At 37.3% G+C, this 21,538-nt stretch carries 18 protein-coding genes and 1 pseudogene; 13 read left to right on the plus strand and 6 right to left on the minus strand.

Features of this window, described 5'->3' with window-relative positions; genetic code table 11:
* The first annotated feature begins 232 nt into the window (after positions 1 to 232).
* From AC3EA5_RS01185 to AC3EA5_RS01200, 4 genes are all read left to right on the plus strand, one after another.
* Positions 233 to 607 carry a hypothetical protein gene (locus tag AC3EA5_RS01185; protein ID WP_488606723.1) on the plus strand — a complete coding sequence of 125 codons (375 nt, stop codon included), beginning with the start codon at positions 233 to 235 and terminating at the stop codon, positions 605 to 607.
* Between the two features lie 118 nt (positions 608 to 725).
* Positions 726 to 1,076 carry a hypothetical protein gene (locus tag AC3EA5_RS01190; protein WP_488606724.1) on the plus strand — a complete coding sequence of 117 codons (351 nt, stop codon included), beginning with the start codon at positions 726 to 728 and terminating at the stop codon, positions 1,074 to 1,076.
* Between the two features lie 530 nt (positions 1,077 to 1,606).
* Positions 1,607 to 2,113 carry a hypothetical protein gene (locus AC3EA5_RS01195; RefSeq protein WP_488606725.1) on the plus strand — a complete coding sequence of 169 codons (507 nt, stop codon included), beginning with the start codon at positions 1,607 to 1,609 and terminating at the stop codon, positions 2,111 to 2,113.
* Between the two features lie 464 nt (positions 2,114 to 2,577).
* Positions 2,578 to 3,285, plus strand: a complete 708-nt coding sequence (locus AC3EA5_RS01200; RefSeq protein WP_488606726.1) for a M48 family metallopeptidase — start codon at positions 2,578 to 2,580, stop codon at positions 3,283 to 3,285.
* A gap of 289 nt (positions 3,286 to 3,574) precedes the next feature.
* Here AC3EA5_RS01200 and AC3EA5_RS01205 read toward each other — a convergent pair whose 3' ends face one another.
* The 4 genes from AC3EA5_RS01205 to AC3EA5_RS01220 form a co-directional block, all read right to left on the minus strand.
* Entirely contained in the window at positions 3,575 to 5,518 is a 1,944-nt protein-coding gene (locus tag AC3EA5_RS01205) for an ABC transporter permease (protein ID WP_488606727.1), read from the minus strand.
* On the minus strand, positions 5,508 to 6,269 hold the full coding sequence (locus AC3EA5_RS01210; RefSeq protein WP_488606728.1) for an ABC transporter ATP-binding protein: 762 nt from the start codon (positions 6,267 to 6,269) through the stop codon (positions 5,508 to 5,510). The genes AC3EA5_RS01205 and AC3EA5_RS01210 overlap by 11 nt, the downstream gene beginning before the upstream one ends.
* 104 nt (positions 6,270 to 6,373) lie before the next feature.
* A complete protein-coding gene (locus tag AC3EA5_RS01215) occupies positions 6,374 to 7,378 on the minus strand; it encodes a sensor histidine kinase (RefSeq protein WP_488606729.1) in 1,005 nt (334 codons plus the stop codon).
* Positions 7,368 to 8,066, minus strand: coding sequence for a response regulator (locus tag AC3EA5_RS01220; RefSeq protein WP_488606730.1), 699 nt, complete (start codon positions 8,064 to 8,066; stop codon positions 7,368 to 7,370). The genes AC3EA5_RS01215 and AC3EA5_RS01220 overlap by 11 nt, the downstream gene beginning before the upstream one ends.
* Before the next feature lie 586 nt (positions 8,067 to 8,652).
* Here AC3EA5_RS01220 and AC3EA5_RS01225 point away from each other — a divergent pair.
* The 8 genes and pseudogenes from AC3EA5_RS01225 (at position 8,653) to tnpB (ending at position 16,766) form a co-directional block, all read left to right on the plus strand.
* A complete protein-coding gene (locus tag AC3EA5_RS01225) occupies positions 8,653 to 9,417 on the plus strand; it encodes a hypothetical protein (RefSeq protein ID WP_488606731.1) in 765 nt (254 codons plus the stop codon).
* A 21-nt stretch (positions 9,418 to 9,438) separates the two neighbouring features.
* Positions 9,439 to 10,200: a hypothetical protein gene (locus AC3EA5_RS01230; RefSeq protein WP_488606732.1), complete on the plus strand. Its 762-nt coding sequence runs from the start codon at positions 9,439 to 9,441 to the stop codon at positions 10,198 to 10,200.
* 642 nt (positions 10,201 to 10,842) lie between these two features.
* Positions 10,843 to 12,090, plus strand: a complete 1,248-nt coding sequence (sstT, locus tag AC3EA5_RS01235) for a serine/threonine transporter SstT (protein ID WP_488606733.1) — start codon at positions 10,843 to 10,845, stop codon at positions 12,088 to 12,090.
* Between the two features lie 608 nt (positions 12,091 to 12,698).
* Positions 12,699 to 13,733 carry a Gfo/Idh/MocA family protein gene (locus AC3EA5_RS01240; protein ID WP_488606734.1) on the plus strand — a complete coding sequence of 345 codons (1,035 nt, stop codon included), beginning with the start codon at positions 12,699 to 12,701 and terminating at the stop codon, positions 13,731 to 13,733.
* A gap of 382 nt (positions 13,734 to 14,115) precedes the next feature.
* A complete protein-coding gene (locus AC3EA5_RS01245; protein WP_488606735.1) occupies positions 14,116 to 14,517 on the plus strand; it encodes a hypothetical protein in 402 nt (133 codons plus the stop codon).
* 459 nt (positions 14,518 to 14,976) lie between these two features.
* A pseudogene (locus tag AC3EA5_RS01250) lies at positions 14,977 to 15,205 on the plus strand (ATP-binding protein); the annotation flags it as partial.
* Between the two features lie 100 nt (positions 15,206 to 15,305).
* Positions 15,306 to 16,208: a VanY-A/VanY-F/VanY-M family D-Ala-D-Ala carboxypeptidase gene (vanY, locus tag AC3EA5_RS01255; protein WP_488606736.1), complete on the plus strand. Its 903-nt coding sequence runs from the start codon at positions 15,306 to 15,308 to the stop codon at positions 16,206 to 16,208.
* A gap of 339 nt (positions 16,209 to 16,547) precedes the next feature.
* Positions 16,548 to 16,766 (plus strand): IS66 family insertion sequence element accessory protein TnpB, encoded by a 219-nt coding sequence (gene tnpB, locus AC3EA5_RS01260; RefSeq protein ID WP_488606824.1) that lies wholly within the window; start codon positions 16,548 to 16,550, stop codon positions 16,764 to 16,766.
* Between the two features lie 361 nt (positions 16,767 to 17,127).
* Here tnpB and ptsG read toward each other — a convergent pair whose 3' ends face one another.
* A complete protein-coding gene (gene ptsG / locus AC3EA5_RS01265; RefSeq protein ID WP_488606737.1) occupies positions 17,128 to 19,197 on the minus strand; it encodes a glucose-specific PTS transporter subunit IIBC in 2,070 nt (689 codons plus the stop codon).
* Between the two features lie 173 nt (positions 19,198 to 19,370).
* A complete protein-coding gene (gene glcT, locus AC3EA5_RS01270; protein WP_488606738.1) occupies positions 19,371 to 20,213 on the minus strand; it encodes a glucose PTS transporter transcription antiterminator GlcT in 843 nt (280 codons plus the stop codon).
* A gap of 324 nt (positions 20,214 to 20,537) precedes the next feature.
* On the opposite strand from glcT, the gene AC3EA5_RS01275 reads away from it, so the two are divergent.
* Positions 20,538 to 21,407 (plus strand): HAD family hydrolase, encoded by an 870-nt coding sequence (locus AC3EA5_RS01275; protein ID WP_488606739.1) that lies wholly within the window; start codon positions 20,538 to 20,540, stop codon positions 21,405 to 21,407.
* Positions 21,408 to 21,538: the final 131 nt, after the last annotated feature.

Raw genomic sequence — 21,538 nt, forward strand, 5'->3', positions numbered from 1 at the left:
GAAGAACGAAAAGATGCACATCAATTTTATATAAATATGGGTTATAAGGATAAAAGTATTGGATTTACTAAGAACCTTGTTTAACTAAAGGGGTCTTTACTTCATTAAGGAGTAAAGCCTTTTTTCTTATTGAACTAACGCGGCAGTTTAGTTGAAGAAGTAAACTGAGTTATAATTGTAGTAAATTGCTTTAACTTAAGGTAGAGGTAGTATTGTTAGGGAGTGAACGACAATGAAAAAATATGATAAATATGTAAGTAAAGCGAATCGTTACGAAATTATTGGATTTAGAAAAAAAGCAATAAAAATAATGGAATTAGCAATAGAAGAGCCATTTTCAAAATTAGAAATAGGAAGTGGATTAATTTATATTGGTTTAATGCATCGTAAATTAAAGGATTTAAACAAAGCGAATAAATATTTTGAAAATGCTCTAAATTTATGCAAAGACGAACAGTATCCATATAGTTCTAACTATAAAATTATTATTCAAAGCTTTTTAGATAATGAAGAATTAGAAAAGGCAACGAAATGGATTCATCATCTAACTGAAAGAGCCAACTATGATACAAAATTTTCCGAATTTAAAAAACTGAAATTAGAATAAGGTCATTCAACTAACGGATGCTTTATTTCAAGAAGAGGTAAAGCCTTGTGCTTGTTGAACTAACGAGGCAGATTAGTTTAAGAATACTAATTACAATAACGAAGGGAGGAGTCTTCCTATGCTTTCAGTCATCAAGAATTCCGTTATCTTGCTTGTCGTGTTTCTATTGGTAGGTTGTACTGGTATTCCAGGTGAAAATACACCAGGTTATTTAACTAAAGAACAAGTCTTAAAAGAAGACCCTGAGGCAGATTATTTTGAACTAAATGATAAAGTTTACGTAAGTGGTATTGACTGGATAGAGGAAGTCGAATTAACAAATCACGAGATAATTGGGGAAATTAAAGATGGGATGGCAAGTGATTTACCTGTGGGAACAAAAATAATCGCACCTAAGGAAAGAAGAGATATCCTCATAGCTAAAGATAATGGGATTGAGAAAAGATATTTAATAATGCTTGGTGAATAGTAAATCTATTTTTCAACTAACGCAGCAGGTTAGTTGAACAAAGAAAAGTTAAAAGACAGTGAGATAGTAGAAAAAAATACCGAAGGTGTACGATGGTTAAAACGAAAAAATGATATGATGAAGCTAATTGAGGAAGGAACAAAAGAGTTCCCTTACGAGGTTTTATAATAGGTAAAGAAGAAAGGGAATTATAAATTATGGACTGGCTAAGAATAGCTGAAATACTATGTATGATTATTGCTGGTATTTTATGGGGAATTTCAATTTTACGAATGCTTAAGTTCGAAAAAGAAGACAACATAACGACTTACGAGGTTTTATTGAAATATTTAAAAAACCAGGTTGTCATAAATTTTGGTGCAGCTTTTTTCAGTATTACTATGATAGTTCTTCACTGGATTGGGAGTTAGTAGCAGGAGACCGTCGGGTACGGTCTTTTTTCTTCTTCTTCTTCAACTAACGGTGCAGGTTAGTTCAAGAAGAAATGGGCTTAATATTATGAAGAATATGTAATAAAGGAGGCGATGAAAATGATAGGGAAAGGTAAAGGGGAAATTAACGAAATAGTTTACAATCACACTGTTTACTACAATGGGAAATATAGATATTACCCAACCATTACAGAGTTAAAAGGAATATTAGATGAGATTATTAGTTCTGATTCAACTACCGAATACATTAGGATTACACCATTCTATATAAATGAAGAAGTAGATATGCAAACTGAATTCGAGGAATTTAAGTTTTATATAGAATGTAGAGATTGGTTTGATGAGAAAATTCAAGAGAAGCACATTTTGGAATGCATAGAACCCATAGATCAACCAAGATCCCTTAATGATTTGAGATTAGGGGCAATTTTATATCCTTTATGTAAGAATAATGACGTGGATTCTTATCAAAAAGCACTTAAAAAATATAAAGAATCTTTAAGGGAAATCATGCCTCAAATGATGGAAATTGCAAAATCAGAAATGGAATTAAAAGAAGAACATTTGCCTTTTGGATATTTCTGCTTTGAAATTCATAGTGGGTAATACGTTGTTCAACTAACGGGTGCTTTACTTAAAGATTCGGAATTCGAATTAAACAACTTTAAAGAGCCTTACTACATAATCAAATGTGGTAAGGCTCTAGTTTTATTAGAAGAAGATGAAATGACTTTATTAATTTTATACAGGTGACAAAGGAACTTTATAACTACATCCAGATAGACAGAAGCACTATGTTTAAGCATAAAGGAAGAAAAAACGGGATACTTTTCAGGTAATAACTTTATTGCAGAATGAGCTTATATATCGGCATATGTTATATTGATAATGTAAATTAGGATTGTCGCAATCAGTGTACGGCCTAAAGTAGGCAGGTTTGTCCTACAATAATATTTTGATAATGAATTAGTAGTCGATGAGAATGACAAACAGAATGAAGTGGATTAAAGTACAAGGGTTAAACTATAAACATGAGGATAGGCGCGTGAATCGCTACTAAAGGTGAATAAATGAGACATACTTACTTAGGTGATACGATACAATTTGAAATCAAGTACAAAAAGCGGGCATCCATAGGGGTTCATATAGACGTCTATGGACATGTTGAAGTCCAGACCCCTAAAGGGACATCGGATGAAAAAGTGATTCAATTACTAGAGCGAAATTGGGATCAGATTCAGCAAAAATCAAAAGAGATGAAAGAAAGATTGCTTGGGCCAAAGGAGAGAGAATATCATCATGGTGAAACTTTTCTCTATTTAGGGAAGACATATCCGATTCAGATTTCCCAAGACAGTACGATTAAGCAAAACCATGTCGTTTTTGAAGAGGGTATATTACATATATTCGTGAAACAACTTGAGGATGAAAAAATTAAACAAGCTTTAAAACGATTTTATAATCAACGTTGTAAAGCATTGGTAGAGAAAAGTGTCAGAAACCATCAAAGTGACTTTAAGGTAAAACCGCGCTCTATTCGTATAACTGATAGTATAAAAACATGGGGCACTTGTGATTCACAACTACAGTTAACATTTAATTGGAGGCTGGCAATGGCGCCTCTAGAGGTGATTGACTATGTGGTCGTTCATGAAATGTGCCATATGGTCCATCTTAATCATGATCGATCCTTCTGGCGTCTTGTTGGGAAGATGAGTCCCAATTTTAAGGAACAGGAAAATTGGTTAGCCCAATCAAGCTGGAAGATGACCGTTTAATCGCGCGTAATCTAAGGAACCTGTGCACGTGGTAACTGGTGGGAAATGAAGTTTGATGTGTTACAGTACGGTGAAGTAGTCGGTAAAGTGAGCAAGGAGTGGTTCACTTGGGGAGACAGTTACAAGACTTCCCTAAACATTAACAATGAACTCAATTAAGATGTTCCTTGTAATCATAATATAAATATAAAGAAACTGGAGTCCAAACTTGGGCTCCAGTTTTTTGTCATATTAATAAGCTAGTAATTAGTGAGAAGACTCTCTATTTGATTGTTGCTAATCGAAGCTATTAAAGAGCTTCCTTAATTACCTTCTTGGAATACAAAACTGACAATAGTCCAAAAATCGAGTACAAAGCTGTGTAAAGTCCCATGACGATGAACATTGGTGCCCAAAGCTCCGTCCCGAACAGGAACCAGCCAGATTGGACCGCAAAGTAGCTATGTACAAGTCCGACAATTAATGGAATGCCGAAATTGAAGAGCTGTTTTAAGCAAATTCCTTTCAGCAAATCGCCTTGCGTGAAACCAAGCTTTCGTAGAATGGTATAGCTAGGCTTTTCTTCATCACTTTCACCCATCTGCTTGAAGTACAGGATACAGCCAGATGTGATGAGGAAAGTGAGTCCGAGGAAGCCGACGATGAACATGACAAGGCCCATTGAATTTTTTTGGTTATTGCTGATGTCTAGTCGGGATTCGTTTAAATAGGGATTACCATTTTTAGGCTTGATTTCCGTGAACAGTTTGTTTGCTTGTTCAAGCTTTCCACCATCGGAAATTTTTATGCCAGTATAGAGAGTGGATTCCAATTGAATCTCGGGGTCCATATCTTTTTTCAGTTGTTCGAAAAGAGTCTCATCTACGATTGCCGTGGGAAGTCCTCCGTTAGTGAAGTAGGAGGAAACCACGAACTCATCTTCCAGGCCAATGAACTTTTGCGAGATGGATTCATTAGTTCCAATGAGCTCTATATTACCGGAATCTTTGATGGTGATTATTTTTAACAAAATGGAGCTTATTCCAGTGAAAAGAGTTTCATCAGCTGAAAGATCCATGTTGACACTTCGTTCACTTATGACTGGAAGCTCCATGTCATATGCAGGTAGATCGGCAAGTTCAGTATCCATAATATCCGAAACATCGAATTTCACCTGGAGAACATCGATTTGTTTTTCTTTATACCGTATATCTGCCCTTTCTAGGGACTGTTTAAATTGATCTGCAGTTGCCGCATCAGTCAGCGCAAAGTCTTCCGGTACATAATCCTGTGCAACCTTTTCTGCCGAATAGTAGGAGATGTAACTCAAGGACAGCAGACCAATCGCAAGAGCAGAAACAGTTGTAATGATGGTTAGTAAAAGCGCATTTGATTTAAGACGGAACTGGATGGATGATAGAGATAAGACTTCATGGACCGCCAAATGTCCATCTTTCTTCTTTCTTATCAAATGGGCAATGAAACTGACCGAGCCTTTATAAAAGAGGTAAGTCCCAATAATAACCGAAGCAAGCGTGTAGACCATCGCAATGAGCAGTCCCGTCATTTCAGAGAAATCACCATCGAATAATTTCGATGATACGAAATAGCCTGAAAAGATTAAAAACAAACCGACGATTCCAGTGAGAATTTCCAGCTTAGAAGTCTTTTTTACATTGCTTTCAGTTGAAGAGGTCAAATTGAACAACGAGAGAATGCTTTGTTTTCGGATGAATAGGTAATTCATGACCAGGATCAAGAAGAAAATCAAAACGAAGACAATTAATGTCTGGCTGAGAGCCTCTGTTGAAAACTGAAGAGTGGCAGCTGTATCCACCGCAGTCACCTTAAATAAAGTCATCAGAATCAATTTTGAAAAGGAAAAACCAATAAAAATACCCACTACAATCGAGCCGAAATAAAGGATGAGGTTCTCGATACTCAATACACGGAATATTTTCGCTTTATTCATACCGATCAATTGGAACAACCCGATTTCCTTGCTCCGTCGTTTGATGAAAATTGTATTGGCATATAGCACGAATATCGAGACGATGGCAACGAGAAGGAGCGATGCAGCCCGAATTGATGCTCCGCCTTTTACAGAACCCTTCGTTTCATCCATTGATGGATCGTATTGTAGCGTGACGAAAGAGAAATACAGTGCGACGCTGAAAACGAGGGCAAATACATACAGGTAATAGTTTTTAAGATTCTTTTTCAGGTTGCGGAAGATGAGAATATTAATATTCATTCTGCACGCCTCCCAGCACACCTTGCGTTTTGATGATATCTTCGAAAAAGGTCTTTCTCGATTGATCTCCTTTATGAAGTTGTGTATATACCTGACCATCCTTGATGAAAATCACCCGGCTACAGAAGCTTGCTGCAGTAGGGTCATGTGTTACCATGGCGATTGTTGCAAGGCGCTGCCGGTTCAATTCGCTCAGTTTGTTAAGCAAATCGGAAGCAGATTTTGAATCAAGTGCACCAGTCGGCTCATCCGCAAAAATGATGCTCGGTTCATGGATGAAAGCCCGTGCAGCAGATGTTCGTTGTTTCTGCCCTCCTGAAATTTCATTTGGGTATTTATGCGCGATATCCAATATGCCAAGATCACGAGCCAATGTGGAGAACTTATCTTCAGCCACTCGTTTTGGCAACTTTGTGATCGATAATGGCAGTAGGATATTCTCCTTCACGGTCAGAGTGTCGAGCAGATTGTATTCCTGGAAAATGAAACCTAGATGGTTTTTACGGAATTCAGCCAGCTTTTTCTCCTTCATCCGTGTCATTTCACTGCCATTGATTTGGATGATGCCTTCGCTTACATGGTCGATGGTGGAAAGAACATTGAGAAGCGTCGTCTTGCCAGATCCAGATGCACCCATAATGCCCACGAATTCACCTTTACGAATACTGATATCAACGCCTTTCAAAACTTCCTGTCTATTTAACTTGTTACCGTAGCTTTTACGGATTTTCGTTGCTTCTAATATGTTCATATGCCCGTACTCCTTTTGTTGTTGTGATAACTTCATTATAAAAAGGAATGGCATGGTAATCCTGCGATTAGCCGAACAAAAAACAAAAGCATGTGACACTTTTGTCACATGCCTTGTAAGTTCACAAATTCATTTTGTTTTGGGAAAGATAGGGTGGCAGTCGTCCCTTTGCCAATCTGAGACTTTACATTAATTTTGATGAGAAGGGGGAATGCCGCTTTTTTCGCCAAATAAAGACCTATACCAGTTGAGACCTGCTCCCGGTGATTGGTAGTCGACGTAAACCCTTTGTCAAAAATCCTTGGAAGGTCTTTCTGATCGATTCCTCTGCCTGTATCTGTCACATCCAGGCAGATTTGTCCTTCTTTTTCATAGCTCCTAATGAAGATATCGCTTTTCTCACTGTACTTGATGGCATTGGTCAATAGTTGCCTAATGATGAAGGACAACCACTTGGCATCACTAAACACATTGGTACTGTCGAGCTGAATGTCAAAGCCGATTCCTTTTTGTATACACCACGATTGCATCGTCTGGATTTCATTGAAAACGATTGATTCGAGATGAATCTGTTCGATATAAAGATCGTTCTCGATAACCGTTAGCCGTTTTTGATGTAGTTGCTGGTCCAAAAGCAAGTGAATCCGCAGCCACTCTTGGTTCAGCTGAGATTTCAGCGTGACGTTTTCGACGCGTCCGATCATTAATTGCATGGCGGTCATCGGGGTCTTCACTTCATGAATCCAGGAGAGAAGATCGTCTTTTTCCTGCTCCAGTTGAATACGGTTTTCTGACAGCTCCGCTTTCAAAAGCGCAGTTTGCTCCGTGATACTACGCACGACGATTGTTTCAAAAGGACTGACCGGTTCAGCGACTTCCGAAAGGTCGAGACTGCTTTCCCAATCTTGCAGGCTTCTATAAAATCTTGTCTCTTTAAAATAACGGAACAACAAAAAGACAGCAAAGAGCAGGAAGGACAAGAAAGAAATATAGAGCATTGACGCGAATGGGATGGTCGAATCAATATAGGCAATGAACAGACTCATGCCTTGCAATACGACGAACAGGAGAATCCAGCTGATCCGTTCGCTCAAGAAATTACGAATCATAATTGTTATCCTCATCGAGTGCCAAGTATCCCTGGCCAACTTTCGTTTGTATGTATTGTCCAAGTTCCAACTCGTCGAGCCGTTTGCGCAGTCGGTTAACATTGACCGTCAGCGTATTGTCGCTGATAAAGCGCTTGTCGTCCCAAAGGTGGTTCATCAAATCATCCCTGGTAACAATCTTGTTTTTCTGATCGATGAGAAGTTGAAGGATAAAGCTTTCATTTTTTGTCAGTTCAACGGATCCTAACTCATTTGAAACCATATTTTGTTCAAAATCAATTGTAGCTCCGCACCATTTTCGGATGCTGCTTGGTTCAGTATTATAGTTATAGGTACGGCGAAGAATCGCCTGGATTTTCGCAATCAGTACCTCGAAATGAAAAGGTTTTTGAATAAAATCATCCGCCCCCAGCTGCATCGACATGACCATGTCCGTGGGATGGTCCCTGGAGGATAGGAAGATAATCGGAACATTCGATTGCGACCGAATCGTTCGACACCAATGGAAGCCATCAAATTTGGGCAATTGGATATCTATGATAACTAGGTCCGGCTTTACCGAAGTAAACTCTTCCATAACATGACCGAAATTACTAATGCCAGTCACGTCAAATGACCACTGCGAGAGCCTGTCCTCCATTTCATCAAACAAGGAAATATCATCTTCAATCAACAATAATTTAAACACGAATATCACCACTCAGTTGTTTAGTCATACATAAAGTGTATAGCAAATTCTGTCAGTTTGCGAATGGAAATGAACATAGATATAACGAAAAAAACCAACTCGGGGGCAGTGCTGGAATGTACGTGCATTAATTAAGCAAAAATTAATCTTGTTTATTAAGACCTCCCTCATCTAGAAATCGAATGCGCCCCAGTTCTAACTGCCAAAGTGAAAGAATATGCATGTGGCCTAAATTTGAAAAAGTTAACTTTAAATAGTATATTTGCTAGGAAATAGTTACAATTAAAATAAATGGAAAATAATCATGCATGTAAGTAGAGATAAGATGTGGTAAATAAATACTCAATTAAGATTTGAGAAAATCCTGATGGTGATGAGATTATTGCAACAGCAGAGTAGTATCTCCCTAGGTTGGATGACAATCGGTGGATTTAGAAGGTCTATAGAAGGTTTTACATATTCTCTCGTAAGCAATTGTGTATTTACTAGAGCGTTGACGTTTTCATAGCAATACTAGACGTTTTGATCTGAGCCAACAGAACGAACCACTTTAAACTAAACGGTAATCAATAATGGAGGTAGTCATGTGTTTTCCAAACTGAAAGAAGAAGATTTCGAAGTACTAAGAGGACCTCTAGAATCGGGTAGACAGAGCCCATCAAATTTTGGTTTTATTCTAATACTAAGTATATTTATGCAATCATTGCTCTTTACCCTAGTATATTTTATGGCAGCTGCTACTACGATTTACCCGTATAAAGAGGAGATTTTAAACGTATATTTTTGGATAACTCTTATACTTATTGTTCTTTGTGTAATCTATGCGATTCCAATAGTTTATAAAAGAAGCGAAAAAATACAGTATTTAATTTCAATCCTTGTTACTCAAAATATGTCATCTATTCCCTTTCTACTAATGGCTTTATTTTTAATAGGAAAATCTAGAGAAGGAATGATCGCTACTCCAGAATCGCTTCTTAATTTTACATATATTTTATTATTCATAGGTCTTCTTGTTTTCGTAGCTACTTGTATCCGTTTCTATATTTTGTTGCGTAAGGGTCATTATAGAAAAGGCTCAAAAAAAGGAGAGTTAAGAGGGAAATTTGAAAAAACTTCTTATATCCCAACAGCGATCATTACAGGAGTAGGGCTTGTTTTTATCATCCAATACATCGCTCGAAATTCAGCAATTGATGATATTAATGTGATGATACTTATTGTTGGAGGAATTCTTGTATTTTTTGTAATGCTCTTTATATTACCAGAGCAGCTCGTTATTTTGTATTGTAAATATCGTTTCAAGAGCTTTAACTTTGATAAGCGAGGTTATATGAATAGTAAAGACTAATTTAAAGAGAGGGTGCTTTCATTGCTCGGAAGACTAATTGAAGAAGATTTCAAAGTATTAAGAGCACCACTTGAATCAGGGCGGCAGAGCCCATCCGCATTAGGTGGCGTTCTTGCATTGTCTACCTTCTTGCAAGCACTATTATTTGCTTTAGAATATTTTGTTGCGGGAGATTCAACAGTCTATCCGTATAAAGATGAAATTCTGACGGTGCATTTCTGGTTAACAGTGGGACTTATTGTGTTGTCTCTAATTTATGCAATTCCAGCAATCTATAATAGATATGGTAGAATTCAATATTTGCTATCTATTCTAGTATCTCAAAATTTGTTTTCTCTTTGTCTGTTCATGAGTGCACTATTTTTACTTGGGAAAGATGGAGATAAACACGGGATTACTTCGGAATCTTTACTTAATGTTACCTATATTATTCTAGCAATTGGGTTACTTATTTTTATTGTGACTTTTATCCGATTCTATCGATTATTAAAAAAAGGAGAGTACCGAAAAGATTCTAAAAAAGGCGAGTTAAGAGCAAAGTTTGAAACTAAATCATACTTTCCAATGGTTAGTATTGTTGGATTAGGTTTAGTTTTTGTCATTCAATATATGGTAAGACATTTAGCCATTGATGACATAAATATAATAGTAATCATTGTAATAGGTATTAGTTTGTTTTTTGTAATGCTCTTTGTATTACCTGAGCAAATGGTCATTTTGTATTGTAAGTATCGCTTTAAGAGCTTTAACTTTGATAAACGTGGTTATTTGAACAAGCAGTAATAACTGAAGTTCATTAAATTTTGATGACGTAATAACTTATGAGACTTAAAAGAAAGAGAACTGGCAAGAAGCCATATTTATGTTGGAAGGTTTTGCTCTTAATAAAGATGTTTATAAAAATCGGCCTTCCAAAACTGTCTAAGCGCTTGAACGTGGACAAGCCTTTTGGGGATATAAGTTTGAGTAGAAAAACGGGCAGTGTTTTGAGAAATCAAAGCACTGCTTTTTCCTTTGGTTATGAAAATATGATTTATGGTGAAGTCCATAAATTCAACAAATATTATCTTTATGGGAGTAATAAATATATTTGAATAGTATTAATTCACATAAATATTAACGCTAAGTATTGTATTTGCTTTAATCGTTTAAAAGAATATTCATATAATTACAATTAATTGAATAGTAATAATAGTATTGTAAAATACAGAAATATTCATTACAATACTAGTGATTGGATAAGTTTTTATAGAGTGGAATGTGAGGAAGGTAGTTACCTAACCTTATTCCTAGAGTTTAGCATTATATTTTCTCCGTCGATCTTATTTATTTGTCATAGACTTAATTCAATTAGGGCTATGAGAAATGAATAGCGCGATATTAGCAATGTTGTAATTTTATATGAAACTAGTGGGGGGAATATCTATGAAAAATCTAATGAAAAAGTGGAATCAAATAAGTATAGTAAAACAAATATCTATTGGTTTGATTATTGGGATCATCTTAGCTGTATTGATTCCGGAACAAGCCAAATCGTTAACCATTTTAGGTTCTTTATTTGTAGGTGCTTTAAAAGCAATCGCACCTGTCTTGGTACTGTTCTTGGTTATGTCTTCCATCGCTCAACACAAAAAAGGTCAGCAAACGAATATGAAATCCATTATATTCCTCTACCTTTTAGGAACGTTCTTAGCTGCATTAGTCGCAGTTATTGTAAGTTTCATTTTCCCTGTAAGTATTACACTTACAACGGGCGCAACGGATTTGGCAGCTCCTGGCGGTGTGGTTGAGGTACTGAAAACGTTAGTCTTGAACGTTGTCGATAACCCTGTCAGTGCTCTTTACAATGCTAACTATATTGGTATTTTAGCTTGGGCGATTGTTCTTGGATTGGCGTTGAGAACTGCTTCTGAAACAACAAAAACATTGATTACTAATTTTTCAGATGCTGTAGCTAAAATGGTTGGTTGGGTCATTAAGTTTGCGCCATTTGGTATTATGGGTCTAGTGATCGAGTCTATTACTACTAATGGAATTTCGTCACTGCTAGGCTATGGGAAATTGCTTGCGGTTTTAATTGGAAGTATGCTCTTTGTGGCTCTTGTGGTTAACCCACTCATCGTGTACGTTAACATACGTCAGAATCCATATCCACTTGTGATAAAGTGTATTAAGGAAAGTGGTATTACAGCATTCTTTACACGCAGCTCTGCTGCTAACATTCCTGTAAATATGACATTATGTGAAAAACTAGGTCTGGATAAAGATACCTATTCTGTATCCATTCCATTAGGCGCAACGGTCAATATGGCAGGTGCTGCGGTTACCATTTCAGTATTGACACTTGCTGCAGTGCATACACTTGGCATTCAAGTCGACATCCCTACAGCCATTATTCTCAGCGTATTGGCAGCAGTAAGTGCTTGTGGTGCCTCTGGTGTTGCTGGTGGCTCACTATTACTGATTCCTCTAGCGTGTAGCTTATTTGGAATTCCTGCTGATGTAGCTATGCAGGTAGTTGGAGTAGGTTTCATCATTGGTGTTTTACAAGATTCATTTGAAACGGCCCTTAACTCATCAACAGACGTACTCTTCACAGCAACAGCTGAATTTAAGAAGCGTCTAAAGGACGGGAAAAAAGTAGATATGAAAGAAGTATTAAATAACAAATAATAGCATGAAAAAACATTTTGCTGCGATAAGCTGCACCCCAATTGTTAGGCTTCACTAATAATTGGAGGTGCAGTTTTTTTTGGAAATTGTACTTTAGTTCAAAAATAAATTGTAGTTGGTGCATGTGAAGATAATACTTAATAAACCAGGCGTAAACTCACCAACACCCTATATGTTGCTACATAACTCTCGACATTGCGAAACAGTGGCTTGGTTGGAATTGAATGGCAGTTTAACAAAAGAGGGGATCTCACAAGTAATTCAATTGATTGCAAAAAAGCTCCAGTGTTTGTTTACTGGAGCTTTTGCTATGGTCATAAAGAGCCTGTTTGATGACTTTCTTTGAGTAAATTACGGACAATAGTCCAAAATTATAGCAGGGTATAAATTCCCATGACAATTAACATAGGTTTCGGGTGAAGTAATAGGGACTTTTTTATGTGAATATAATATGTCTAAATATAGTAGTATTAAATAATAAATAGAATTTTCTGAGTTTATTACAAGGGGGATGAAAATGGGGAAAAATGATTGGCTAATAAAAACAAAAATGCCTAAGTTAGTCGGTTGGTCTGAATCTAACGGCAGATCAATTAGGAGGAATCCAATTGAATATTAAAGTTGGTATTATCGGATGTGGCTCTATAGCCAGACATCGTCATGCCCCTGAATATAAAGCGAATCCATATGTAAGTGAAATTGTTTTTTTTGACAGAAACCCAGAACGAGCTGAAGAACTAGCTATGTTATTTAGTGGGAGTGTAGCTACTTCAGTAGAGGAACTTTTAGACGACCCGACGATACAAATCATCAGCGATTGCTCTTCTAATGAGTCTCATCATATATTTTCTGCGAAATCCCTAGAAGCGGGAAAGCATGTATTATGTGAAAAGCCAATTTCTTTAACCATTGAATTTGCAAACAAAATAGTCCAAGCTCAGAAGAAATCAGGAAAAAAATTGATGGTCGATCATAACCAACGATTTACCAAAGCACATATAAGGGCAAAAGAAATGCTTGAAAACGAAGAGCTTGGCAAAGTACTAACATTCAGAACAACTTTTGGACATGCTGGTCCTGAGCATTGGGGAGTAAATAAGACAAACTCTACGTGGTTCTTTAAACATAATCGCTCTGCCCTTGGAGTGGGTGGTGATTTAGGTATTCATAAAATCGATTTAGTGCAATATTTATTGGGTGATGAAATCGAGCAAGTTAGTGCATTTCAAGGCGCACTTGATAAAGTTGACGAAAATGGTAAGCCTATCGAAGTATGCGATAACATTGTATGTAGTCTAAAAACAAAACGAGGTTATATAGGTACAGCTTCTTTTTCCTGGACGTATTACGGTGAAGAAGACAATAGTACAATTTTCTATTGCGAAAAGGGAATCATGAAAATTTATCACAGTGATGAATATCAAATTGAAGTGATTACTAAAGATGGTGAAAGAGTAAAATATCAAATAGAATGCATACAAACTAATGATCACCAAACAAGCAGTGGAGTAATCGATGCGTTCGTTGAAAGTGTCCGACTTGATAAAGAACCACTTGTTTCAGGTGAGGATGCATTATCTTCACTAAAAGTCATATTGGCAATATTAAAAGCAGCTGAAACGAATACGGTTGTGACTATATAAGAGATAGGTCTATCAGAAGGATTCAGGAGTTTCATAACAGACTAATAAATGCGCTTGGAGATCCATTTCTGAGCGTATTTTTCTATGCAAAATCAACCAATAACTTAAACATAGCCTATGACAAAGAGCAGATTTTGCAGCCCGATGTTTGAAATAGAAGTTGATAAACCCATTAATATCCATTGTTTTGCCACACACCCCGCACATTGTGAAGCGGTGGCAATGGGAGTCATTTAATATTTATTGTAACTAGAGAAAAACGTGAAGAAAACGTGAATGAGGTTGAGTTTAGCAAGGAAAACGTTGCAATACGGTGAAAAATATAGGAATAGAACATTAACAGCTTAAGTAAAATGATAACGGGAAGAAATGAGGTGATTGCATGATAGAAAAGCTTAGAAGAATTAATATGAAAACTGCAGTATTAATGGGGCTTAGTTTTTACTTTTTAACCATCTTGATCAATGTGCTTATTATTAGCGGAGTTATTCCATTCACCTGGGTTAATGGTGGCCGGTCTGAATCATTCGCTACTCAGCTACCAATCTCTATTATCAATATCATGATCTCTATTATTGGAGGAGTTTTTACGCTAATTGTTGGCGGGAATTTATTATATAAATACAGAAGAGGAATAACCATTATATGTTGGTTTTTTGCTGTACTTTGGTCTTTTGGATTTATACTACAATTGTTAGGAACACCTTTTGAAAAATTGGTTTGTTCATTCATATTGCTTCTTGGTGTTATCTCAAATTTGCGCATGGCGATTGAAAAAAGATAGAAATGAACACTATTAAACATGAATTAAAGGGATTCATTTTGAGTCCCTTTGATTCATGTTATATTTCTTTAAACAGACCCTTTATATCAAAAAAATCTTATTCAATAGCAACAATCTTTTAGAAAAGAGCATTCTATTAAGATTTGCAATCAATCAGGCAAATTTAAGGTTAAATAAAGTCTTAAATGATCAAGGGAGTCTTACTTGCAAATTTTGATTGGAAAAAACCCTGGGAACAAGCGAACAATTGTCGCTAGTACCCGGGGTTTTAATTTTAAAAAATCACATGTTTCAGTTCGTTCCATCAGTAAGCACAAAATGCCAGAGTGAAATAGAGTCAAATAACTTTTTTCGCTTGGACAGAAGGATGAGCATGGCGCTGATTTAGAGGTAGCCCGTCGAGCAACCAATTCAACTGCTGTGGTGTGAAGGGAAGTGGCTGGACAGTTCAGGTTACAGAATTATGGAGATAGTATTTCTCCGAAAGATCTGCCGCATCTCTTTGATATATTTTATACAGGCGACCAAGCGCGAACACATCAAGAAGATAGAACAGGACTTGGCTTGTTCATTGCGAAGAATATTTGTAGAGCAGCATAATGGAACTATTTCTGCAGAAAGCACTTTAATACTTACGCTATTTGAAGTTCGTTTACCGAAGAAAAGTGTACCAAAAGTTCAAGTTTGAAGCCAAGTAAAAATTTAAGGAAAACTTAATATTTACCCTACTTTTTTCTTCATAAGTTTATTCTATCCTATAAGGAAGAGGAAGAAGGAGGAAACTGAAAATGAAGAAGTGGGGATTTTTATTGATTTTAATTTTGTTTCTGGGTTTTGTAGTTCTTAATATAGCCCCGACTTTTGAAAATAAAGTAGAAGTTCAGGAAATTGAACAAAATCACAAAGATAATTTAGATTATAGAGGAACTACTGAAGATATCCAAAAGAAAGAGATTGTAAAAGAACAGATCTATCAAGGAAATCTACTTTTAGTAAACAATGAATATCCTGTTCACCCAGAGAGTGTGAAATCGGATGTAGTAAATTTATTTAAGCATAAAGAATTGGTAAAAGGATATGGGTTGCTTGATACTAAAATTTATTTATCAGAGGATGTGGCACTAAAATTTTCAGAGATGATAGATGCTGCAAATAGTGAAGGGGTTCTTCATTTTATAATTAATAGTGGCTATCGAGACTTTGAAATGCAAAGAGTTATTTACCAAAAAACGGATAAAGGATATGCCTTGCCAGCAGGCCATAGCGAACACAATTTAGGCTTATCTCTTGATGTAGGATCTACTCAGAAGGAGATGAATGAAGCACCTGAAGGTAAGTGGATAGAAAAAAATGCTTGGAAATACGGCTTTATTTTACGTTATCCAAAGGATAAAACGGATGTTACAGGAATTGAATATGAACCGTGGCATATCCGCTATGTTGGTTTGCCTCACAGCGCAATTATGAAGGAAAAGAATTTTGCTTTGGAAGAATATTTGGATTACCTAAAAGAAGAAAAAGACATTGTTACTAGTATCAATGGAAATAAATATTTTATTTCCTATTACCGCGTTTCTCAAAGTCATACAATTAAAGTGCGGGTGAATCACGATTATGAGATTTCAGGCAACAATATGGATGGAGTAATTGTGACCGAGCACGAAAGATATACGGATAAAATGGGGGATTAGAGAAACCTGGATGACCTGTTTATTGAGTTAGTATGTATGATTATTTGGTTGCTCCAGTCGCACTGTGGAACCTAACGACATATATTCGGACGCGAACAAAATAATAAAGCACTTCACTTTTTCGGTCGAATGATGTGTTTAAGCGGAAGCTAAACGAGTGAGACACCTTCAATGACAAACAAAGCGGAAAAGATTTCGAACGGACTCAATATCAACTCAGAAAATAGAAGCAACTGAGCAAATTATTCATAACATGTAAGTGGAATCAATGATTGAGGTGACAAGTGGCTTTCAAGAGGAACTGTTGCTCCAGATCATACGGACGCTTGACCGACTATGATGAATGGACGGTCAGTCGAACGGGTCTATCTGGCGGCTGGTCCGACAGACCTGAGAAAGTCGATCGATGGACTTGCTGTCATCGTACAGGAACTCTTCCAGCTCGACCCGTTCTCGAATGCACTCTTTGTTTTCTGTAATCGAAAGAAGGACAAGCTAAAGGTCCTATTCTGGGACACCTTAAATATCTTTTCGAAGAACTTCCTCAGCTCGATATGAGTGCGAATTTAGAAATCGACCATCTCAAGCCCTGGTCCAAGGATCTTCTGGCTGATTGTTATATCCAATCGAAGAAATAGAAAATGCCTTTCTGACAAAAGTCAGAAAGGCATTTTCTTTGAGAAGATACAATGTGTTCATTATTTGACGCTTACCATTCTTTAGCAGTGTCTTGGTTAGAATTAAGAAAGTAATTTAAAAGGAAGTCCTAGAATCAGATGAAGATTCTGGACTTTTTTGTTTTTATGATAAAAGTTTTGGACTTGTAGAACTTAAATATGTACTAATGAAAGATAAACCCCCCGAGTACCTGCGAAAATTCTTTGCAAGTACCCGGGGGGTTAAATTAATAATTTACTTATCAGTTGTTTCCATCAGTAATCTCAACAATGTTTTGATCATTTGCCTTCACATTGCCAGACTTCGTGATTTTCACAGCTTGTCCTGCTTCCAAATTCGTAAAGACGATTGGAGTGATGATAGATGGTGCGTTCTTTTCTACATAATCTAAATCTACTTCCATCAAGATTTGGCCTTGTTGTACGAGGTCACCTTGTTCAACCTTAGAAGTAAATCCTTCACCTTTCAGCTTAACGGTATCAATCCCGATGTGGATCAGGATTTCTGTGCCGTTATCTGCTACGAGGCCAATCGCATGTTTGGTTGGGAAAACAGTTACGACTTTACCGTTTACAGGTGAAACGACTTTACCATCTGTAGGTTTAATTGCAAACCCGTCGCCTACCATTTTGCCCGAGAACACTTGGTCAGGGACGTCGGTAATTGGTAAGATTTCGCCTGTTAGAGGACTACTGAACTCAAGTGCAGCCATGTTAACAGTAGCATCTTCAGTTTCGTTGACTTGCTTAACAGTTTTCGGTACGTTTTCTTTCGAACGTGGGGCTTTGCCATTCATAATATCTTGCATTTGCCCACGCAGACTGTCTGAAACGGGTCCGAAAATAGCTTGGATATTGTTGCCGACTTCCATAACACCAGAAGCGCCAAGTTTTTTCAATCTCTTTTTATCTACATGTTCTTTATCGTTAACACTGACACGTAGACGTGTGATACATGCATCAAGGTTGGTAATGTTTTCTTTTCCACCCATTGCTGCAAGAATCTCATAAGGAAGATCATCGATTACTTCGTTTGTATCATCGTCAGCATCGTCCTCTTCACGACCAGGAGTCATCAAGTTGAACTTCTGGATAGCAAAACGGAAACCAAAGTAATAGATGACCGAGAAGACTAGTCCTACAATGATTACCCAGAACCATTCAGTTCTGCCTGGCATAACACCGAAGAGCAGGAAGTCGATTAGACCACCAGAGAAGGTCATACCGATTTTAACGTCAAGTAAGTGCATCGTCATAAACGATAGTCCTGCGAAAACCGCATGGATACCGAATAATACGGGTGCTACAAACAAGAAAGAGAATTCAAGTGGTTCAGTAATACCTGTTAGGAATGAAGTAAGAGCACCAGACGCCATGATACCGCCGACAAGCTTCTTCTTCTCAGGACGAGCAGTGTGATAAATAGCAAGTGCTGCTGCAGGAAGACCGAACATCATGAACGGGAATTTACCCGTCATAAAGGTACCAGCAGTGAACTCTGTACCATCTTGTAATTGAGCAAAGAAAATACGTTGGTCGCCACGGAAGATATCTCCTGCAGCATTTGTATACGTTCCAAATTCAAACCAGAATGGTGAATAGAAAATATGGTGCAATCCAAATGGGATTAACGAACGTTCAACTAAACCGAATACGAAAGCCGCAAGTGTGCGGTTTGTTTCTAACATGAAATGTGATAATGTATTCAAGCCACTTTGTGCGAATGGCCAAACCATGAACATCACGATACCAAGTAAAACTGCTGAGAAAGCGGTAACAATTGGGACGAAACGCTTTCCTGCAAAGAATCCAAGGAACTGCGGCAATTGAATATTGTAAAACTTATTGTATAGAAAAGCCGCTAAAACACCGACAATAATACCACCAAAGACACCCGTTTGAAGCGTAGGAGTACCTAAGACGGTCGCATACGCAGGGGATTCGGTTACCATCTCTGGCGTTATATTGCCAATGGCTTTCATGGTTACATTCATAATTAAATACCCGATAATAGCTGCGAGACCAGCTACACCGTCACCACCTGCAAGTCCAATGGCAACCCCGACAGCAAACAGCAATGGTAGATTATCAAATACGACTCCACCAGCTTGGGCCATGATGTACAACAACTTTTGAATCCAGTCAGCACCCATGAATGGCACTGCTTCAATAAAGGTATCTTGTGCAAAGCTTGTACCAAATGCTAGCAGAATACCTGCTGCAGGCAAAAGGGCAACCGGAAGCATCAACGCTTTTCCGACCTTTTGCATAACGCCAAATAAATTAGATGATTTAGCAGTTTTAGTTGACATGACCATTCCTCCTTTATAAATAAGTTTTGATGAGTGAAAGCAAGTATTGAATAAGCCCAAAATAAAAAAGGCATGAGTAGAAAAGACAAGGTTAAAAAAGGGAGAAGTTCCCCTCGGATTTAACCAGGAATCTTTTCATACTCATGCCTGATCGAATCAGTAACACGTATGGTTTAGGATTTATTTATTAGGCGTTGAAGATGAATCGTTAAATATAGGACTTCAGCTTCATCTACAGGCTTATTCAATTGGTTTTGCATCACTTTTATTAGCTTCCATGCAAGATTATAGCATACAGGGTATTCGTTTTTCAACAATTCCTCCAGCTTATTCTCTTCTCCAATGGCTTGACCTTGGTGAGCACGGTCAATAGCTCGGTGCAGGTGCTGGATTAGGCGATGATAATCGACATCGTCCTTTTTCAATTGAATCGTAAGATTTATTTCGATAATTTCAACAAGTTGTGAAATTAAAAGATTGTAGCGGTTGATGTCAAGCAATGATTTATCTGAAACCGCACTATGGATATGAAGTGCGATAAAGCCTATTTCGCCATCTGGGAATACGATATCCATCCGATCTTCCACTTTTTTTACGACACCTTTTGCGACTTGATATTCTTTTGGATACAAAGCTTCGATTTCATATAAAAATGGATTGGAGAATTGCATGTCTTTTTTTGCTCGGCTGATGGCGAAAGCAAGATGGTCTGTCAATGCCACATGAATATGCTCATTCAGTTCTTTGTCCATTTGTTCTTCAACAAAAAGAAGCAGTTCATGGATAAAGATGATTAAGTTTTCTTCAATATGAGGGAGTAGGTTGACGTATTGTTCCTTTTCTTTTTCATCCTTCAACAAAAACGTTTTATCCGCTTTATCAAAAGATATAGGATCTCCTCTATTGGTGTTGAAGCCTATGCCTTTGCCAATCAAGACTACTTCTTTATACGTATCATGAACGGCAATTACCACATTATTGTTTAGCACTTTCTCAATGGTCAATATCTGTTTCATTTCAACCTCCATCCGCCGTCTGGTCTCTTTTTTCTGCCAGATTGACTTGCGCAAACGGACATTTTTACTTCTACACTCGATATGGTACCTTCATTATATTCAATAAATACGTTTAATCATACTGGGAAGTTGTTGGGAAATAGAACTTTTCGCCTTTACCTTCTATTATATAGGAACACTTTTAAAGAGCAGTGCCTCTCTATCATTCCACAAAAGAAATCAAATTGTTAGTTTTATTATGTTTTTGTGCATTCATTGAGTTTAGAAATAGCTAAGCGTATACTTGCTAAATAAATTATATTTACATAATTAGGAGGAAGTATTTTGGTAGTAAAACCTAAAGCGATATTTTTAGACATGGACGGAACCATCTTAAACCATCATAACAAGGTAAGCATTCACACGAAAGAAATCATAGACGAACTGCGAAACGAAGGGATTTTCGTTTTTATTGCCACTGGGAGAAACGCTGCGGAATTAAGAGAGATGCTACCTGAAGGATTTGCGGTAGACGCAATTATCACGGCGAACGGCATGGCCGGCTATATCGGAGAAGAAGTCGTGTTTGAACATTCACTATCACGTGAGCTAGTGGAAACCATCATTGAGAGAGCACGGGAAAACAAAGTGTATTATGAGCTTTTCCCATACGGCGAATCTCGAATGGTTTTACAGCAAGATAAAGATTATGTGTTACATGAAATGAGAGAACCCAAACCTGAAAGCGTAGAAATCAATGAGTGGATTTCACGCCAAAAAGCCATTAAAGATGAAATTGAGTGGACGGAAGAGATTACAGGAACTCATTTTTCGAAGTTCTATTTTTTCTCGAGAACCAAAGAGGCAATCAATAACTGGAAAATGGACCTTGAGCAGCTTCAGAGAGAAATGCCATTCACAATGACGCCTTCTTCTAAACACAATGCAGAAGTAATGGTCGCTAACGTCAGCAAAGCATCAGGTATCGAGCAGATGTTAGAGCGCTTTGGTTTAACTGGCTGTGAAACGTTAGCTATTGGCGACAGTGATAACGATTTGAAAATGTTCGAGTTTGTCAGTCACGCAGTAGCTATGAAAAATGCATCTGATCACGTTAAAGCAGCAGCTGATGACGTAACGGAATTCACTTGTGATGAAGATGGGGTTTATCATTACCTTAAAACGAATGTCTTGGCGCTAAAAATCCAGTCGTAATAGCTACAGTCTTTTTCGTAGAGAAAGACCATCTATTTAGTAGGATAATGGCAGGTATGAAGAGCCGTATTGTTGATTTCAAGTAAAAGAATTAGATACGTATAGTAGAACCTCATTCGCTACTGGAATGA

The organism is Paenisporosarcina sp. (assembly GCF_057785155.1).

What these genes read in the sequence shown, in the direction of transcription:
- AC3EA5_RS01195 (WP_488606725.1), top strand. Translation starts at nt 1,607, where the DNA reads ATGATAGGGAAAGGTAAAGGGGAAATTAACGAAATAGTTTACAATCAC.
- sstT (WP_488606733.1), top strand. Translation starts at nt 10,843, where the DNA reads ATGAAAAATCTAATGAAAAAGTGGAATCAAATAAGTATAGTAAAACAA.
- AC3EA5_RS01200 (WP_488606726.1), top strand. Translation starts at nt 2,578, where the DNA reads ATGAGACATACTTACTTAGGTGATACGATACAATTTGAAATCAAGTAC.
- glcT (WP_488606738.1), bottom strand. Translation starts at nt 20,213, where the DNA reads ATGAAACAGATATTGACCATTGAGAAAGTGCTAAACAATAATGTGGTA.
- AC3EA5_RS01185 (WP_488606723.1), top strand. Translation starts at nt 233, where the DNA reads ATGAAAAAATATGATAAATATGTAAGTAAAGCGAATCGTTACGAAATT.
- AC3EA5_RS01190 (WP_488606724.1), top strand. Translation starts at nt 726, where the DNA reads ATGCTTTCAGTCATCAAGAATTCCGTTATCTTGCTTGTCGTGTTTCTA.
- vanY (WP_488606736.1), top strand. Translation starts at nt 15,306, where the DNA reads ATGAAGAAGTGGGGATTTTTATTGATTTTAATTTTGTTTCTGGGTTTT.
- AC3EA5_RS01215 (WP_488606729.1), bottom strand. Translation starts at nt 7,378, where the DNA reads ATGATTCGTAATTTCTTGAGCGAACGGATCAGCTGGATTCTCCTGTTC.
- AC3EA5_RS01210 (WP_488606728.1), bottom strand. Translation starts at nt 6,269, where the DNA reads ATGAACATATTAGAAGCAACGAAAATCCGTAAAAGCTACGGTAACAAG.
- AC3EA5_RS01205 (WP_488606727.1), bottom strand. Translation starts at nt 5,518, where the DNA reads ATGAATATTAATATTCTCATCTTCCGCAACCTGAAAAAGAATCTTAAA.
- tnpB (WP_488606824.1), top strand. Translation starts at nt 16,548, where the DNA reads ATGAATGGACGGTCAGTCGAACGGGTCTATCTGGCGGCTGGTCCGACA.
- AC3EA5_RS01245 (WP_488606735.1), top strand. Translation starts at nt 14,116, where the DNA reads ATGATAGAAAAGCTTAGAAGAATTAATATGAAAACTGCAGTATTAATG.
- ptsG (WP_488606737.1), bottom strand. Translation starts at nt 19,197, where the DNA reads ATGTCAACTAAAACTGCTAAATCATCTAATTTATTTGGCGTTATGCAA.